The organism is Streptosporangium sp. NPDC004631 (assembly GCF_053601935.1).
The window spans coordinates 113,106-129,168 of the sequence record NZ_JBSGCR010000016.1; the positions used below are offsets into that span (position 1 = coordinate 113,106).

At 69.8% G+C, this 16,063-nt stretch carries 17 protein-coding genes; 6 read left to right on the plus strand and 11 right to left on the minus strand.

Annotated elements, in window-relative coordinates:
• Positions 1–65 precede the first annotated feature (65 nt).
• Both ACWEF2_RS18280 and ACWEF2_RS18285 read left to right on the plus strand, forming a co-directional pair.
• Entirely contained in the window at positions 66–554 is a 489-nt protein-coding gene (locus ACWEF2_RS18280; protein ID WP_453816598.1) for a MarR family winged helix-turn-helix transcriptional regulator, read from the plus strand.
• 469 nt (positions 555–1,023) lie between these two features.
• The gene (locus ACWEF2_RS18285; protein WP_453816600.1) at positions 1,024–2,580 is read left to right on the plus strand and encodes an alkaline phosphatase D family protein; all 1,557 of its coding nucleotides are present in this window, start codon (positions 1,024–1,026) and stop codon (positions 2,578–2,580) included.
• A 241-nt stretch (positions 2,581–2,821) separates the two neighbouring features.
• Here ACWEF2_RS18285 and rocD read toward each other — a convergent pair whose 3' ends face one another.
• From rocD to ACWEF2_RS18310, 5 genes are all read right to left on the minus strand, one after another.
• Positions 2,822–4,033: an ornithine--oxo-acid transaminase gene (rocD, locus tag ACWEF2_RS18290; protein ID WP_453816602.1), complete on the minus strand. Its 1,212-nt coding sequence runs from the start codon at positions 4,031–4,033 to the stop codon at positions 2,822–2,824.
• A 43-nt stretch (positions 4,034–4,076) separates the two neighbouring features.
• Positions 4,077–4,871, minus strand: coding sequence for a dimethylargininase (ddaH, locus tag ACWEF2_RS18295; RefSeq protein WP_355592952.1), 795 nt, complete (start codon positions 4,869–4,871; stop codon positions 4,077–4,079).
• 108 nt (positions 4,872–4,979) lie between these two features.
• Positions 4,980–5,453: an Lrp/AsnC family transcriptional regulator gene (locus tag ACWEF2_RS18300; protein WP_355592950.1), complete on the minus strand. Its 474-nt coding sequence runs from the start codon at positions 5,451–5,453 to the stop codon at positions 4,980–4,982.
• A 210-nt stretch (positions 5,454–5,663) separates the two neighbouring features.
• Positions 5,664–6,371 (minus strand): DUF5941 domain-containing protein, encoded by a 708-nt coding sequence (locus ACWEF2_RS18305; RefSeq protein ID WP_453816605.1) that lies wholly within the window; start codon positions 6,369–6,371, stop codon positions 5,664–5,666.
• Positions 6,368–7,945: a CDP-alcohol phosphatidyltransferase family protein gene (locus ACWEF2_RS18310; RefSeq protein WP_453816607.1), complete on the minus strand. Its 1,578-nt coding sequence runs from the start codon at positions 7,943–7,945 to the stop codon at positions 6,368–6,370. The genes ACWEF2_RS18305 and ACWEF2_RS18310 overlap by 4 nt, the downstream gene beginning before the upstream one ends.
• A gap of 162 nt (positions 7,946–8,107) precedes the next feature.
• Here ACWEF2_RS18310 and recO point away from each other — a divergent pair, with 162 nt between their 5' ends.
• Together recO and ACWEF2_RS18320 are read left to right on the plus strand one after the other, a co-directional pair.
• Complete coding sequence (gene recO / locus ACWEF2_RS18315) at positions 8,108–8,845, plus strand: DNA repair protein RecO (protein ID WP_453816609.1); 738 nt, start codon at positions 8,108–8,110, stop codon at positions 8,843–8,845.
• Positions 8,842–9,621, plus strand: a complete 780-nt coding sequence (locus ACWEF2_RS18320; RefSeq protein WP_453816611.1) for an isoprenyl transferase — start codon at positions 8,842–8,844, stop codon at positions 9,619–9,621. Before recO ends, ACWEF2_RS18320 begins: the two co-directional genes overlap by 4 nt.
• A 64-nt stretch (positions 9,622–9,685) precedes the next feature.
• Here ACWEF2_RS18320 and ACWEF2_RS18325 read toward each other — a convergent pair whose 3' ends face one another.
• From ACWEF2_RS18325 to ACWEF2_RS18350, 6 genes are all read right to left on the minus strand, one after another.
• A complete protein-coding gene (locus tag ACWEF2_RS18325; protein ID WP_355592940.1) occupies positions 9,686–10,234 on the minus strand; it encodes a CGNR zinc finger domain-containing protein in 549 nt (182 codons plus the stop codon).
• 169 nt (positions 10,235–10,403) lie between these two features.
• Positions 10,404–10,808: a Fur family transcriptional regulator gene (locus tag ACWEF2_RS18330; protein ID WP_453816613.1), complete on the minus strand. Its 405-nt coding sequence runs from the start codon at positions 10,806–10,808 to the stop codon at positions 10,404–10,406.
• Positions 10,805–11,638, minus strand: coding sequence for a metal ABC transporter permease (locus ACWEF2_RS18335; RefSeq protein WP_453816615.1), 834 nt, complete (start codon positions 11,636–11,638; stop codon positions 10,805–10,807). Before ACWEF2_RS18335 ends, ACWEF2_RS18330 begins: the two co-directional genes overlap by 4 nt.
• Positions 11,635–12,387: a metal ABC transporter ATP-binding protein gene (locus ACWEF2_RS18340; RefSeq protein WP_453816617.1), complete on the minus strand. Its 753-nt coding sequence runs from the start codon at positions 12,385–12,387 to the stop codon at positions 11,635–11,637. The genes ACWEF2_RS18335 and ACWEF2_RS18340 overlap by 4 nt, the downstream gene beginning before the upstream one ends.
• 57 nt (positions 12,388–12,444) lie before the next feature.
• A complete protein-coding gene (locus ACWEF2_RS18345; RefSeq protein ID WP_453816619.1) occupies positions 12,445–13,365 on the minus strand; it encodes a metal ABC transporter substrate-binding protein in 921 nt (306 codons plus the stop codon).
• A gap of 74 nt (positions 13,366–13,439) precedes the next feature.
• On the minus strand, positions 13,440–13,829 hold the full coding sequence (locus ACWEF2_RS18350) for a DUF6703 family protein (RefSeq protein WP_453816621.1): 390 nt from the start codon (positions 13,827–13,829) through the stop codon (positions 13,440–13,442).
• Between the two features lie 186 nt (positions 13,830–14,015).
• On the opposite strand from ACWEF2_RS18350, the gene ACWEF2_RS18355 reads away from it, so the two are divergent.
• Together ACWEF2_RS18355 and ACWEF2_RS18360 are read left to right on the plus strand one after the other, a co-directional pair.
• Complete coding sequence (locus ACWEF2_RS18355) at positions 14,016–14,294, plus strand: antibiotic biosynthesis monooxygenase family protein (protein WP_355592930.1); 279 nt, start codon at positions 14,016–14,018, stop codon at positions 14,292–14,294.
• Positions 14,295–14,416: 122 nt separating this feature from the next.
• Positions 14,417–15,802 (plus strand): glycine--tRNA ligase, encoded by a 1,386-nt coding sequence (locus ACWEF2_RS18360; protein WP_453816623.1) that lies wholly within the window; start codon positions 14,417–14,419, stop codon positions 15,800–15,802.
• Positions 15,803–16,063 lie beyond the last annotated feature (261 nt).

Below are 16,063 nucleotides of genomic sequence, written 5' to 3' on the forward strand. Positions count from 1 at the left end.
ATCCTCCTGCAAAGACGGGTATGGCAGGTCCATTACTTAGCCGGGATGGCAGGCGGGAGTTTCACGTGGTGACGACCGGACTGGGATCCTCGCTCGCCTACCTCCTCAGCAGGGCCGAACGTAGTGTCAACCGGGGGCTCGCGGCCGTGCTGACCGCCGAGGACGTGACCGTGGAGCAGTGGCGCATCCTGCGTGCCCTCGCCGACGATCGCGGCCACTCCATGGGAGACCTGGCCGAGGCCGTGCTGATGCCGCACCCGACGCTGACCAAGGCGATCGACCGGCTCATCGACCGTTCGCTGGTCTACCGCGGCCACGACCCGGCCGACCGCCGCAAGGTCGCGGTCTTCCTCGCCGACCGGGGGGCCGAGCTGCTGGACCGGGTCGAGGGCGGGGTCGCCGGACACCACGGGGTGATCGAGGACGCCTACGGCACCGAGCGCACCGAGCGGCTCATGCTCGAACTGGAGAGGCTGGTCCACGCCCTGGACGCGCCGGCCTCCGGCAGGCCGTCGGCCGAGCGTCTCGTCATGGGGCCGGCTCTCCGCTCCTGAGGGGCGCCGGGAAGCCGCCCGAGTTTTCCGAGGGTCCCCCGGAGACCTGCCCGAGTGCCCGGTGACGCCGGGCCCGGACGCCCCTGACGATCTCAAAGAGATGGTAAAAAAGCTCAAAGATCTCGCGGACGGCCCCTGGGGCCGTCATCGCGGCGCCCGCCCGGATGAGCCGCCGTGCGGCCCGGCCCCGCCGGGGGTCTGCCCGTCGTGGCGCGAGAGCGCGCGGTCGGTGGCACCTCGCCCGGCGGACGGTGGCCGCCGGATGATTTGTCAGACCTTTACCGGGTGATGCGGTCACTTGCGATCCTGTGGCCGCGTTTTGGGTATTCCCCTACTTTGGTGTCATCCGTTGTTATCCGCCCTGGTGTCCGGGCACTGTGAAGGTCCGGGCACCGTGATGGGACGTGCCGACAGGGCGGGCTTCAGGACGTCGGAGCCCGCCGGTTGAGTAGTGGCTGAGGGGTTGAACGTGCCGGAACTTGTGGTCGGGCCGCTGCTGCGTTACGTGGACGAGACGAGCGCGTCGATATGGGTGGAGACCAGCGAGCCGTGTGAGGTGACGGTCGAGGTCGGCGGGGTGGAGACGCGGGCGCGGACGTTCTCCGTGCACGGCCACCACTATGCGATCGTGGACGTCTCCGGGGAGGGGACCTACGAGGTCCGCCTCGGCGGAAGGGCCGTCTGGCCGTTGCCGGACCAGCCGCCCAGCCACATCCGGCTTCTCGGCCCCGGAGGGCCGCGGCGGGTGATGTTCGGTTCCTGCCGGACCAGCGTGCCGCACGACATGCCGCACACCGTCTCCCACGGGGTGGACGTTCTGCGCGCCTACGGCTGCACGTTGATGGAGAGGCCGCGGGAGGAGTGGCCCGACATGCTCCTGCTGCTCGGCGACCAGGTCTACGCCGACGAGCCCTCCGCGGAGATGCTGAAGTTCATCGCCGGGCGCAGGGACGACGAGCCGAAGACCGAGATCGCCGACTTCGAGGAGTACGCCGAGCTGTACCGGGTCGCCTGGACCGACCCGGAGATCCGCTGGATCCTCTCCACGGTGCCCAGCGCCATGATCTTCGATGACCACGACCTGCGGGACGACTTCAACACCTCCGCCTCCTGGCGCGAGAAGATGGCCGGGGTTCCGTGGTGGCGGCGCCGGGTCGTCTCCGGGCTCGGCGCCTACTGGGTCTACCAGCATCTGGGCAACCTGTCCCCGGCGGAGCGCGCGTCCGACGAACTGCTCGGCAAGCTGTGCGCCGGGGAGGACGACGGGGCCGATCTTCTCGACGCCTTCGCCGAACACTCCTACCAGGTCCCCGCCGACAACCGCTGGAGCTACTGCCGCGACCTCGGCGACACCCGTCTGATCATGCTCGACTCGCGCTGTGCCCGCCAGCTCACCCCCGGCGACCGGCGCATGATCGATCCGGTGGAGTGGGAGTGGCTCACCGAGCAGCTCCACCGGGGCGGCGCCGAGCGCTTCGTGATCGGCACCTCGGTGCCGTTCCTGCTGCCCGCCGGCATCCACCACATCCAGAACTGGAACGAGGCCCTGGCCCAGGGCGCCTGGGGCAGGCGGGTGGCCCGGTGGTCCGAGGCGCTCCGCCAGGCCGTCGACCTGGAGCACTGGGCGGCCTTCCGCCGCTCCTTCGAGGACCTGTCCAGGCTGCTCGCGGCGCTGGGCAAGCCCGTGGTCCTCCTCTCCGGCGACGTGCACTACTCCTATGTGGCCAAGGCCAAGGGGCTGCCCATCTATCAGCTTGTCTGCTCGCCGATCCGCAATCCGCTGAGCCGTACGCTCCGGCTGGCCAACATCGTCGCGCAGTTCGGCCTCGCCACCCTGATCGGCGGCAGCCTGTCCCGCCTGGCCAGGATCCCCAGGCCGCCGTTCAGCTGGCGGATCATCCACGGCCCGTGGTTCTCCAACGCGGTGGCCGGTCTGTCGCTGGACACCGTGCCGCTCTCCGTCCGGTGGGACACCGCCGGGACCAACGGGATCTCGGAGATCAGTACGGTGAAGCTCACCCCCTAGGGACGTCCGCGGGGAGTGCCGGCCGGGGGCGCCGCCGGTACCGGTGCCGGGCGGACGGCGGCGCGGGCCGCCCGGGTACGGCCCGCGCCCCGGGAGCGCTCTCGCCCCTCCCGGATCTCACGGCCCGTCGCGGCCCTCGACCGAGGTGTCGCGACGACCACGAGAACGACAGGCGGGACGCGGGCCGTACCCGCATGGTCCCGTGCGGTCCTGTACGGTGCCGTACCGGGCCCGTGCCGGGTTACCCGGCGTATTCCTTGAGGGCGTCGGCGAGCTGGTCGACGGCCCAGTTGAGGTCCTCCTCGGAGACGACGATCGGCGGGGCGAGGCGGATGGTGGAGCCGTGGGTGTCCTTGGCCAGGACGCCGCGGCGCATCAGCGCCTTGGAGATCTCCCGGCCGGTGGCGAGGGAGGGGTCGACGTCGACGCCGGCCCACAGGCCCCGGCAGCGTACCGAGACCACGCCCTGGCCGATCAGGCCGCGGAGCCTCTCGTGCAGCACCGCCCCGAGCTCCTTGGCCCTGGCCTGGTACTCGCCGGTGTTGAGCATCTCGATGACGGCGCCTGCCACCGCGCAGGCGAGCGGGTTGCCGCCGAAGGTCGAGCCGTGCTGGCCCGGCTTGATCACGCCGAGCACGTCCTCGTCGGCGGTGATCGCCGAGACCGGGACGACACCGCCGCCCAGGGCCTTGCCCAGCACGTAGATGTCGGGCACGACCCCCTCGTGGTCGCAGGCGAAGGTCTCTCCGGTGCGGCCGAGGCCGGACTGGATCTCGTCGGCGATCATCAGGACGTTCTCCGCGGTGCACAGCTCGCGGACCTGGGTGAGGTAGCCGTCCGGGGGGATCAGCACGCCGGCCTCGCCCTGGATGGGCTCCAGCAGCACCGCGACGGTGTTGGCGTCGACGGCCTCGCGGATCGCCTCGATCGAGCCGTACTTCACGACCTTGAAACCGGGGGTGTAGGGGCCGAAGTCGTCGTGGGCGTCCGGATCGGTGGAGAAGCTGATGATCGTGGTGGTGCGGCCGTGGAAGTTGTCCTCCATCACGATGATGTTGGCCTGGTCCTGGGCCACGCCCTTGACCTGGTAACCCCACTTGCGGGCCACCTTGACGGCGGTCTCCACGGCCTCGGCGCCGGTGTTCATCGGCAGGACCATGTCCTTGCCGGTGAGGTCGCCCAGGCCGGCGGCGAAGGTGGCGAACTGGTCGTGGAAGAAGGCGCGGCTGGTCAGAGTGAGCTTCGCCAGCTGCTCCTGGGCCGCTCCGATGATCTTCGGGTTGCCGTGGCCGAAGTTCAGTGATGAGTAGCCCGACAGGCAGTCCAGGAACCTCTTGCCCTCCACGTCGGTCACCCAGGCGCCCTGCGCCTCGGCGATCACGACGGGAAGAGGATGGTAGTTATGCGCGCTACGGCGCTCGCTGAGTTCAATGAACTCTTCTGTGCTCGTCATCCGATACTCGCCGTTCCTTGGTTCGTGACCGTCCTACCGTGAGTTATCCCCGGATCTCCAACGTGCAGCACTTGGGGCCGCCGCCTGCCTTGCGGAGCTCCGACAGCTCCACCGGGACGACCTCGAAGCCGCGACGCTTGAGCTCCAGCTGGAGGCCGGTCGCCTCTGCGTTGATGACCACATTGGTGCCGTCGCTGACCGCGTTGAGTCCCAGCACGGTCGCGTCATTCTCGTCTGCGATGACGGCGTCGGGGAAGAGGCTTCTCAGCACCTCCTGGCTTCCCGCCGAGAAGGCCCCTGGGAAGTATGCCACGTTATGTCCGTTTAGCGGGAACAGGGCGGTGTCCAGGTGGTAGAACCGCGGGTCCACCAGCCGCAGCGACACCGTCGGCCGGCCGAGGAACTCCTGGGCCTCCCCGTGCGCGCCGACGTCGGTGCGGAACCCCGTCCCGGCCAGCACCAGATGGTCGAGCGTGAGGAAGTCGCCCTCGCCCTCGTTGGTGAAGGCGGGCTCGTGCAGCCGGTCGTAGCCGTTGCGGGCGAACCAGTCCAGGTAGGCGGGCCCCTCGGCCGCGCGCTCCCGATGGGTGAACCGCGCGCCGTACACCCGGCCGCCGACGACCAGTGCCCCGTTGGCGGCGAAGACCATGTCCGGCAGGCCTTCCACCGGGTCGATCAGGCTGACCCGGTGTCCGAGGTCCTCGTAGGCGCTCTTGAGCCCCTCCCACTGCCGGACCGCCACCTCGCGGTCGGCGCCGGACTCGGGGTCCATCCACGGATTGATCGCGTACTCGACCGCGAAGTGGTCGGGCCGACACATGAGGTAGTGCTTGGTCATGGAAACCCCGTAAGGGACGTCGTGGTGAGGACGGCACAAGCCTAGAAACGGGGGTTCACGCGGGCCAAGAGCTTGTTTTTGCGCGTTGGCGCGGGTTTGTTGCGTAGTTCAGGCGACGAACGGCGATTCGTTGTGTGAGGTGATCAACGGCGCGTCGATCAGGCGGGAGAGCACGATGGAGCTCTTGGTCCGCACCACGAACGTCTCCGAGGCGATGCGCTCGATCACCTGCTCCACGTGGCGCACATCGGTGGCCCTGATGTGCAGCAGGGCGTCGGCCTCGCCGGTGATGGTGCACGCGGAGACCACCTCGGGATGGCGGGTGACGGCCACCCCGATCTCCGCCGGCGAGGTCTTGCCCGCACAGAACAGCTCCACATAGGCCTCGGTGGTCCAGCCGAGCGCCGCGGGTTCCACCCGGGCGGTGAATCCGGTGATGGCCCCCGTCTCGCGCAGCCGGTCCACTCGCCGTTTCACCGCCGACGCCGACAGGCCGACACGCTGGCCGATCTCCGCGTAGGTGGCACGGGCATCCTCGACGAGCGCCCCGATAATGTCACGATCCAATCTGTCTAGTTCCACGTTGTTTTCTAGCACAGTGAGAGACCGCGAGAGACTTTCGCGGCCCCCCGGGAGGCTCGGGAGGACCCCTGATGGTCTAGGCCGTTTTGGAACGAGTCCACCTGCGGCGGGTGTCCCGGGCCCCGCCCCACGGAGGTCCCGGGATCGATCCATGTCTCCGGCGGACGGCCGGGCCGGGTTTCGGGCCGGGGTCTCGGCCCCGCGGGGGTCTCAGGCGGTCTCGGCCTCGCCGGTGGCCTGCTCCATGGCCTCCTCGGGGGAGGCCTCCAGGTCGTCACCGGCCTGGGCGAGCGCCGTCGCCTTGTCCAGGCGGACCCAGCTCGTCACGCTCTCCACGGCGAACAGCACGCCGAGGTAGAGCGTGAGCGCGGCCAGCACCCAGGTCAGCACGCCCAGCGCGGCCCCGGCGCCGATCAGCAGCAGCCGGATCTCCCAGCCCAGGCCCGCCTTGAACACCCAGTCGGGCGGCCAGATGCTCTGCCGCGTCCGGTACACCGTGTCGTAGGTGTGGTAACCGATCACGTAGATCAGCACGAACAGCATCCACTTGGGCGCCCCGGCGTCCAGGCCGATCAGGATGATCGTGAGAAACTCGGTCCCCCGGATCAGCGGCGGCACCAGCCAGTCGAGCCGCCCCAGGTGGTCGCGGGCCGCGGTCGGCAGCACCAGGGCCACCATGATCAGCACCGGGGCGAGCAGGATCGGGCCGTCCTTCAGCAGCCCGGTCGCCGCCATCGCGACGATCGCGAGCAGCGCGACGACGACGGACGGCACCGGGGGCAGTCCCGGGCCGACCCGGCCGCGGAGCGCCGCCACCAGCGGGCCGTCGTCGCGGTAGGCGAGGAGCCGGGCGGTCTGGACGCGCAGCCGCTCCTCGTAGGGGTCCGGGGCGGGGGTGGTCTGCGGCTGGGTGATCATGCGAGTGACCTCATCAGACGTCCGGTGAGAGAGTAGGTGGCGCCGATGCCACCCCAGATGATCAGGGTGAGGAAGGTGACCCGGGCGTCGAAGAGGGCACCGACGATCGCGATGGCGGCGAAGCGCTCGCCGATCGGGAACACGATCATCTTGCGGACCCAATAGACGATCTTGTACTTGCCCGCCTTGGCCCAGATCCTCAGCAGGCCGCGGATCCCGCCGCTGCGTGCGATCTTCCGCTGCTCCAGGGCCGCGCGAAGGTCGGTGTCGGGACTGACCGACAGCGATACCGAGGGCAGCGGTGACGGGGGTCTGCGCCGGTTGGCCGCGCCGAAGGAGAAGTCCAGCAGGTGCCTGATGGACTGCACGCCGAGCGCGATCAGTGCCAGTGTCCACACGTCGCCCACGCCGGAGACGGCCGCGCCGACCGCCAGACCGGCGAAGACCACATACTCCTTGAACCGGTCGAAGGTGGCGTCCAGCCACGCCCCGAGCACACCGAACTTGCGGGCGTAGCGGGCTACCTGCCCGTCCACGCAGTCGAACACGAACGCGAAGTAGATCAGGATGCCGCCGGCGACCATCCCGGCCCGCGCGCCGGTGGCGAAACAGGCCGCCGCCGCCACGCCCAGCGCGATCGAGATCAGTGTGACCTGGTTGGGCGTGAGCCCGCGCCGGGCGGCCCAGCGGGCGATGAAGCGCGAGTAGGTGCTGACGAAGTAGGTCGTGAAGAAACCGTCGGCGCCCTTGACCGCGTTGTTCAGCCGGGCCTGGTCCTCGTTGAACGACGACATCTCGGCCACCGCCTGGGCGGCCTCCTCCGGGGTGTTCAGCCGGCGGAAGAACAGGTCCCGCCGCCCCCGGACGCCGACCGAGACGCCCCGCCGTACCAGCCCCAGGACCAGGAGCTGGACCAGGTCGTCCTCCGGGCCGAACAGGTGGGCCATGTCCGCGAGCTCGCGGGCGGCCTCCGCCAGCGTGGCCGCGTGTTTGTGGTGCAGGTGCAGCGGGCCGAGGAGGACGGAGTTGGGACGGGTGACCGCGTGGAAGGCCGAGCCCACCGAGATCACCCGGGACCTGCCGGCGCGGACCCGGACGGGGAGACCCTCCAGGGTCCGGTCGCCGATCTCCGGCAGCGCCTCCTCGATGGGGACGTCGGGGACGATGGCGTCACCGTTCTCGTCCTCCTCGCGGGGCTCCTTGACGATCAGCGCGAGCGCGCCGCGCTTCGATTTGGTGATCTGGTAGATCAGCTCGTCGTGGATCAGTGAGCCGGCCGGGAGGATGAGCAGGTTCTCGGTGGCGTGCTCGACCGCGTCGGCCACGGCGCGCAGGTCGCCGGCCAGATCGGAGGTCTGGACGAGCCGCCCTGGCAGGCCCCGGTAGGCCGCGGCGTCGCCCGAGCGGGCGATCGTCACCGGTGCGGGGTCGAGGGAGGCGAGCTGGCCGTGCAGCTTGCCGATCACCGTGGGGCAGCCGGGCAACGCGGGCAGAGTCAGCGCGGCGGACGGGGTCGACTGACCGGGAGCGGCATCGGGGCCGGGGGATGAACCCAGCAGGACCACGCGGGGCATGGGACCCTTTCATGCAGGGATGGGGTGAAACATGGCGCGGAGAGGTCGCCAGGGGCCAAAGTTTAATGAGTTTTAGGGGAACAACACGCACTCGTGATCCATCCGTGCCCGTTGATCATGATTGAAGCCCCGTCACGCAGGTCACCGCACTAGACTGATCGGGTGAGTCTGTACCGTGACGAGGGCGTCGTGCTCCGCACCCACAAGCTGGGCGAGGCCGACCGCATCGTCACCGTCCTGACCAGACGGACCGGCAAGATCCGGGGTGTGGCCAAGGGGGTCAGGCGGACCATGTCGCGCTTCGGCGCGCGGCTGGAGCCGTTCACCCACGTCGACCTTCAGCTTCACACCGGCCGCACGCTCGATGTGATCACCCAGGCCGAGACCATCCGCCCGTACGGCGAGGCGCTCGTGGCCGACTACCCGCGCTACACGGCGGGCACCGCGATGCTGGAGACCGCGGACCGGCTGATCATGGCGGAGAAGGAGCCGGCCCTGCGGCAGTTCCTGCTGCTGGTCGGGGGCCTGCGCACGCTCGGGGGCGGGGAGCACGAGCCCCGGCTGGTGCTCGACGCCTACTTCCTGCGCTCGCTGGCCGTCGCCGGTTACGCCCCCGCGCTGGAGGCGTGCGCCCGGTGCAAGGGCACCGCGCTGCGGGCCTTCGCCATCGTGGCGGGGGGAGTGGTGTGCGGGGCCTGCCGTCCCGCGGGCGCCGCGGTGCCCGCCGGGGAGACGATCACCCTGATGGCCTCGCTGCTCAAGGGCGACTGGCTCACCGCCGACGCCTCCGACCACCGGCACCGCGTCGAGTGCAGCGGCCTGGTCGCCGCTTACCTCCAATGGCACCTGGAGCACGGCATACGCTCTCTCCGACACGTAGAAAGGGAGCCCGCCACGTGAACATCCGTCCCCCGTCCCCTCACCCGTCCGGCGCCACCCCGCCCCCCATCCCCCGTGACCTCGTGCCGCGGCACGTGGCGATCGTGATGGACGGCAACGGCAGATGGGCCAAGCAGCGCGGTCTGCCGCGCACCGAGGGGCACAAGGCGGGGGAGGCGTCGCTCTTCGACGTGATCGAGGGCGCGATCGAACTGGGCGTCCCCTACCTGTCGGCCTATGCCTTCTCCACCGAGAACTGGAAGCGCTCCCCCGACGAGGTGCGCTTCCTGATGGGCTTCAACCGCGACGTCATCCGCCGCCGCCGGGACGACCTCCACGCGATGGGGGTCCGGGTCCGGTGGGCCGGTCGGCCGGGGCGGCTCTGGAAGAGCGTCATCCAGGAGTTGCAGGACGCCGAGCGGATGACCGAGGGCAACTCCACGCTGACCCTGCAGTTCTGTGTCAACTACGGCGGTCGCGCCGAGATCGTGGACGCCGCGCTGCGCCTGGCCCAGGACATCGCCGACGGGCGGGTCAAGCCGGCCAGGGTGAAGGAGGAGACCTTCGCCCGATATCTGGACGAGCCGGGGATCCCCGACGTGGACCTGTTCGTGCGCTCCTCCGGCGAGCAGCGCACCTCCAACTTCCTGATCTGGCAGACGGCCTACGCCGAGATGGTCTTCCTCAACCGCCTCTGGCCCGACTTCGACCGTCGTGACCTGTGGGAGGCCTGCGAGACCTACGCCAAGCGCGACAGGAGGTACGGCGGGGCCGTGCCCAACGCGGTGCGGACCTGAGCTGAGCCGGGCGGCCGGACCCCCGCCGCGCGAGCCCGGTCACGGGTGGTCCCCGGGGGGTGTCTCAGGCGCGGCGGCGGGCCCGGTAGGCGGCGACGTGCATCCGGTTGCCGCAGGTGCGGCTGTCGCAGTACACCCGGGAGCGGTTGCGCGACTCGTCCACGAAGAAGTTGTCGCAGTCGGGGGCCGAGCATGTGCGCAGGCGCTCCCACTCGCCCTCGACGAGCAGGTGGGCCAGGGCGACGCCCAGGTCGGCCGAGAGATGCTCGTTGAGCGAGGCCCCCGGCGCGAAGTAGTGGATGTGCAGGGGGTGGCCGTCGTGCTCGGTCAGCCGGGGGATGATCCGGGTCCCGCTCAGTAGCGTGTTCAGCCGAATGGCCGCGGTGGCCTGGTCGGGGGCGGCGAAGACCTTGAGGAACGCCTCGCGGAGGGCCCGCACCCGGGTCAGGTCCGTGGTGGTCAGCTCGCCGATGCCGCTCACCTCGCGGCGTTCCACGAACGCGCCGAGCTGGCGCAGGTCGGTCAGGCAGTCCGGGCCTCCGGTGGCCGGGGAGGTGTTGACCAGATCGACCACGGTTGCGAGTGAGTGCACCATGTCATGTCCGAATGGCATGTTGACTCCTGTTGGGTGCGGTTTTGGCGCGGGGAACGTGCACGGCGGTCCGCCGTTCCGGAAGATTATCTCTCCGGCACGTGATCGGGGGGCTTTCCCCGCCGCGAGTCACGGGTTCGCCGCGGGCGGGGCCCGCGGCCGTGCGAACCCACCGTGACACCGGGGCGGTTCAGACCCGGCCCACGGCCTCGGGGACCTGGACGGTCGAGCACGAGGCGCAGGTGCCGAAGACCTCGACCGTGTGGGTCACCTCGGTGAAGCCGTGCTCGGAGCCGACCGCCTCGGCCCAGCGCTCCACCGCGGGACCGGCGACCTCCACGGTCCGGCCGCAGTGGCGGCAGACCAGGTGGTGATGGTGGTCCCCGCTGGTGCACGCGCGGTAGACCGACTCCCCGTCGTCGGTCCTGAGCATGTCGACGTGGCCGCTGTCGGCGAGAGCCTGCAGCGCCCGGTAGACGGTTGTAAGCCCAATTTTGGCTCCTTCTGCACGCATTTCGGCGTAGACGTCCTGCGCGCTACGGAAGCCCTCGCTGTGGCGGAGAACGTCATGGACGGCATCGCGTCTGTTGCTCATGGAATGGACTCCTGTGGTCGGCTCCGGCGTACGAATCTACCGAGCCCGAGGGCCAGGACGAACCCTCCGAGCGCTACGATCACAATGATGGCACCCGGGGGCACCTTGACATAGAACGACGAGGTGAGCCCTCCGAGCGTGGCGGCCATTCCGAACAGCATGGAGAGCAGCATCGTGCTCCGGAAGCTCCGGGTGAACTGCTGGCTGGTCGCCACCGGGACCACCATCAGCGCGCTGACCAGAAGCAGCCCCACCACGCGCATGGCGATGACCACGGTCAGCGCCGCGGTGACGGCGATCAGCAGGCTCAGGAAGCGCACCGGCAGGCCACTGGCCTTGGCGACCTCCTCGTCCTGGCAGAGCACGTAGAGTTCGCGTCCGAAAAAGAGGACGACGCCCAGAACCGCCGCGGCCAGCACGGCGATCACCCACACGTCCTCGACGGTGACGCTGCTGATCGACCCGAACAGGTAGGACATCAGGGTGGAGTTGCCGCGGCCCGGCGCGAGCGAGATGAGCAGCACGCCTCCGGCGATGCCGCCGTAGAACAGCAGCGCGAGCGCCACGTCGCCGCCGGTCCTGCCGCGCTCGCGGACCAGCTCGATGGCCACGGCGCCGGCCACCGAGACCACCACGGCGGTCAGCACCGGGGCGGTGTTGGTCAGGAAGCCGAGCGCCACACCGGTCAGCGCGACGTGCCCGATGCCGTCGCCGAGCAGGGCCAGGCGGCGCTGCACCATGAAGGTGCCGATGGCGGGGGCGGCCAGGCCGACCAGGAGGGCCGCGATCAGCGCCCGCTGCATGAAGTCGAATCGCAGAAGCTCGATCACGACGTGGGCCTCCAGTCGAGCGGGCTCAGGGGGTTCTCGTCGGCGTGCGGATGCACGTGGTCGTGGCCGGGCAGGGCGTGCGCGCCGACCGCGTGGGGCGGCGGCCCATCGTGGCACACGCACCCGTCCCTGAGCACCACCGCGCGGGTGATCAGCGGCTCCAGCGGGCCGAGCTCGTGGGCGACCAGCAGCACCGTCCTGCCCTGGCCGATGAGCCTGCCCAGCGTGTCGGCCAGCAGTTGCCGGCTCTCGTGGTCCACGCCGGCCGTGGGCTCGTCCATGACGAAGGTGTCGGGTTCCCCGGCGAGGGCGCGGGCGATCAGCACCCGCTGCTGCTGTCCCCCGGACAGGGACTGAACCGGATCGGCGGCCCGATGCGCCATGCCGACGGCCTCCAGGGCGCGGTCGGTCGCCTGGCGGTCGGCCGCGCCGGTCGGGCGGAACCGCCGCTGTCTGGCGATCCTGCCGGAGGCGACGACCTCGCGGATGGTGGTCGGCACGCCGCCGCCCACCGAGAGCCGCTGGGGCACGTAGCCGATCCGCCGCCACTCACGGAATCGCGCGGGTGGAGTGCCGTACAGCAGGGTCGTGCCGCCGGACAGGGGGCGTAGACCGAGCAGGGCACGGATGAGGGTGGACTTGCCCGACCCGTTGGCCCCCAGCACGGCCACCGCCTCGCCGGGTTCGATGGTCAGGTCGATGCCGCGGAGCACCGGGCGGCGGTCCAGGGTGACCTGGCCCCCGTTCATGCTGAAAACCGCTTGGTTGGATGTCACAGATCGCCTTACGAGCAGCGGAAGGGCGTTTTACGAGCAGCGCAGGGCTGCCTGAAGGGTGCTGAGGTTCTGGCGCATGGCGGACAGGTAGTCGCCGTTCGCCGGTCGGCTCTCGACCGGGTCCAGGACCGCGGTCGTGGCGCCGACCTCCTTGGCGAGAACCTCGGCGACCTTCGGGCTGACGAGGGTCTCGGTGAAAATCGTAGTCACCTTCTCCTGCTTGGCCACTTTCGCCACCTCGGCGAGACGGGCCGGAGCGGGCTCGGACTCCGGATCGAGACCACTGATCCCGATCTGACGGAGTTTGTAGCGGTCGGCGAGGTAGCCGAACGCGCTGTGGCTGGTGACGATCGCCGTCGAACCGCACCTGCCCAGGCCCTGGGCCAGCTCGCCGTCCAGGGCGTTGAGATCGGCCGAAGTCTTGTTGGCACGGTCCCTGTAGGCCCGCGCGTGGGCGGGGTCGGCCGCGGCGAGCCTCTCACCGAGCTCGGTCGCGATCGTCGCGAGGCGGGAGGGGTCGAGCCAGATGTGCGGGTCGTAGCCGGTGTTCTCGCCGTCCCCCTGCTCGCCCTCCCCCGAGGGGCCGGGGAGGACCTTCACCGCGCCCGTCACGTCGAAGCCTCGGCCGGGCGCGTGCTGCTCGACCGCCTCGTCCACGGCGGGCTGCACGCCCTTGACGTAGACGACGAGCCTGGTCCTCTCCAGTTCGGCGATCTGGTTGAGCGTCAGCTCCAGGTCGTGCGGCTCGACCCCCGGCCTGGTCAGGCCGGTGACGGCGGCGTCGCCGCCGCCGACCCGCTCGGCCAGCCACTGCAGCGGGTACATGGCGGCGGTGACGTCGGTCCTGCCTCCCTGGGCACCGCTGGGCTGGGCGGAGTCGGTGGAACCGGAGCCGCAGGCGGTCGTGGCGGCGAGAACGGTGGTGAGAGCGAGCAGCCCTACGGTGCACATGCGGGTACGTCGGGAGGAGTCGGACATCATGCGTATCAGTATGCGCGCAAATGAAAACGGTTGTCAAAATCGCCTTAGAACGCTCCGAAACGGTCGGCGGCGAGCAGCAGCAGGAAGGTGAGCAGGGCGACGCGCAGGATCCGGCCCCTGACGCCCAGTGACGGCCACGACATGTAGGCCAGCCAGCCGACGAACCCGATCACCGGCAGCACCGCGAGGGCGCCCCAGAGGGACGGCACGGCGAAGGCGGCCAGGAGCAGCGCCACCAGCACCACGGGAAGCACCCACCGGGGGAGCTGGAACAGGAGGACCAGCGGGGCCGCGCTCCGTCTTTCGACCCTCCGCCGCAGGCCGGTGGCGCCCGGGGTGAAGAACCGCTCGCCCGGCGGGAGCGGGCGTCTCTCCTTGCCGGGGCGGCGCCGGGCCAGTGGATGTACGGGGCGCTCACGGCGTTTGTCGGCCACGGCCAGAGCCTAGCGCCGGGGCCCCCGCCGGGACATGCTCCCGCGCCGGTCGGCTTACATGCGGTATGTCGGCTTACGTGCGATGTGTCGGTCCACACGCGCCGGCCGTACGCGCCGGATCGGTCCACGGGCGCCGGGGAGCGGTCCGTGCCGGGACCCGGGCGGGAACTCTGGCATGCTGGGCGGATGCTCGCCGTCATCCGTTACTCGGTGCCGCCAGGCCGGGCCGAGGAGTTCCTGAAGCAGGCGCACGACATCGTCGGCACCCTGGCCGGGCAGCCGGGGTACGTGCGCGGCCGGGTGGTCCGCTCGGTGGACGAGCCGGAGCTGTGGGCGCTGGTCAGCGAGTGGGAGGGCGCCGGATTCTACCGGCGGGCACTGGGGGCGGCGCGGATGACGATGTATCCGCTGATGACCCTGATGATCAACGAGCCGAGCGCGTTCGAGGACGTAGATCATCCCTAGTTACCTTTATGCACACAAGGCGGGCGCGATGGTTTATGCGCGCCTGCCGGTTGCCCGGCTCCCCTAAGCTGGGAACTCAATCAATTCCTCGCCGACCTCCAGCCGGATGGAGATTTTCCGTTATGGCACGCCGTACCGACATCATGGACACCATCGTCAGCCTCGCCAAGCGACGCGGGCTCGTCTACCCCTCCAGCGAGATCTACGGCGGCCTGCGGGCCTCGTGGGACTACGGACCACTGGGGGTGGAGCTCAAGAACAACGTGAAGCGGCAGTGGTGGAAGACCGTGGTGCAGGGCCGTGACGACGTGGTCGGCCTCGACTCCTGTGTGATCCTGGCCCGTGAGGTGTGGCAGGCCAGCGGCCACGTTGACACCTTCAGCGATCCGCTGACCGAGTGCCAGTCCTGCCACAAGCGCTACCGCGCCGACCACCTTGAAGAGGGGTATCAGGACAAACACGGCAAGCCGCCGGTCAACGGCCTGGCCGACATCACCTGCCCCAACTGCGGCACCAAGGGCTCGTTCACCGCGCCCAGGCAGTTCAGCGGGCTGCTGAAGACCTACCTCGGCCCGGTCGAGGACGAGTCCGGGCTGGCCTACCTGCGGCCGGAGACCGCCCAGGGCATCTTCATCAACTACCTCAACGTGCAGCAGTCGGCGCGCCGGAAGATCCCGTTCGGCATCGGCCAGATCGGCAAGTCGTTCCGTAACGAGATCACCCCGGGCAACTTCATCTTCCGCACCCGCGAGTTCGAGCAGATGGAGATGGAGTTCTTCGTCAAGCCCGGCACCGACGAGGAGTGGCACCAGTTCTGGATCGACGAGCGCTTCCGCTGGTACACCGACCTGGGCATCAACCCGGAGAACCTGCGCCTGTACGAGCACCCGCAGGAGAAGCTGTCGCACTACTCCAAGCGGACCGTCGACATCGAGTACCGCTTCAACTTCACCGGCGGGGAGTGGGGGGAGCTTGAGGGCGTCGCCAACCGCACCGACTTCGACCTCACCGCGCACGGCAAGGCGTCCGGCACCGACCTCAGCTTCTTCGAGCAGGAGAGCGGCGAGCGCTACGTTCCCTACGTGATCGAGCCCGCCGCCGGTGTGGACCGCGCCACTCTCACCTTCCTGATCGACGCCTACGACGAGGACGAGGTGCCCAACTCCAAGGGCGTCATGGAGAAGCGCACGGTGCTCCGCCTCGACCACCGCCTCGCCCCGGTCAAGGTCGCGGTGCTGCCGCTGTCGCGCAACGCCGACCTGTCGCCGAAGGCCAAGGACCTGGCCGCCCAGCTCCGCCGCCGGTGGAACGTCGAGTTCGACGACGCGGGCGCGATCGGCCGCCGCTACCGCCGCCAGGACGAGATCGGCACGCCCTTCTGCGTCACCGTCGACTTCGACACCCTCGACGACCACGCGGTGACCATCCGCGAGCGCGATTCGAGGGGCCAGGAGCGGGTGGCCCTCGACAAGGCCGAGTCCTACCTCCGCCAGCACCTCAACGACTGAGGACGGATCCGTCCGACCGCCGGCGGCCGGTGTCCCCGTAAGGGGCCGCCGGCCGCCGTTTTTCCTCGGTGTCCCACCCCCCCGGGCTCCGCCGGAAGGGCCGTCCCGCGCCGTACGGCCGGGCCGCCCCTGCGGCGGTACGGTCCGGCGGCCGTATACCCCGGATGGTGAACCTTCGGTGAACCCGTTTGAATACTGAGACAATTGGTTTATACCAATTGGTTTATACCAGTTCTTGGGGTGGGCCATATCATACCGGTT

Excerpts from the sequence above, each read along its gene's own strand:
- rocD (WP_453816602.1), bottom strand. The coding sequence starts at position 4,033 with ATGACGAGCACAGAAGAGTTCATTGAACTCAGCGAGCGCCGTAGCGCG.
- ddaH (WP_355592952.1), bottom strand. The coding sequence starts at position 4,871 with ATGACCAAGCACTACCTCATGTGTCGGCCCGACCACTTCGCGGTCGAG.
- ACWEF2_RS18305 (WP_453816605.1), bottom strand. The coding sequence starts at position 6,371 with ATGATCACCCAGCCGCAGACCACCCCCGCCCCGGACCCCTACGAGGAG.
- ACWEF2_RS18310 (WP_453816607.1), bottom strand. The coding sequence starts at position 7,945 with ATGCCCCGCGTGGTCCTGCTGGGTTCATCCCCCGGCCCCGATGCCGCT.
- ACWEF2_RS18325 (WP_355592940.1), bottom strand. The coding sequence starts at position 10,234 with ATGCCATTCGGACATGACATGGTGCACTCACTCGCAACCGTGGTCGAT.
- ACWEF2_RS18330 (WP_453816613.1), bottom strand. The coding sequence starts at position 10,808 with ATGAGCAACAGACGCGATGCCGTCCATGACGTTCTCCGCCACAGCGAG.
- ACWEF2_RS18340 (WP_453816617.1), bottom strand. The coding sequence starts at position 12,387 with ATGAACGGGGGCCAGGTCACCCTGGACCGCCGCCCGGTGCTCCGCGGC.
- ACWEF2_RS18345 (WP_453816619.1), bottom strand. The coding sequence starts at position 13,365 with ATGTGCACCGTAGGGCTGCTCGCTCTCACCACCGTTCTCGCCGCCACG.
- ACWEF2_RS18355 (WP_355592930.1), top strand. The coding sequence starts at position 14,016 with ATGCTCGCCGTCATCCGTTACTCGGTGCCGCCAGGCCGGGCCGAGGAG.
- ACWEF2_RS18360 (WP_453816623.1), top strand. The coding sequence starts at position 14,417 with ATGGCACGCCGTACCGACATCATGGACACCATCGTCAGCCTCGCCAAG.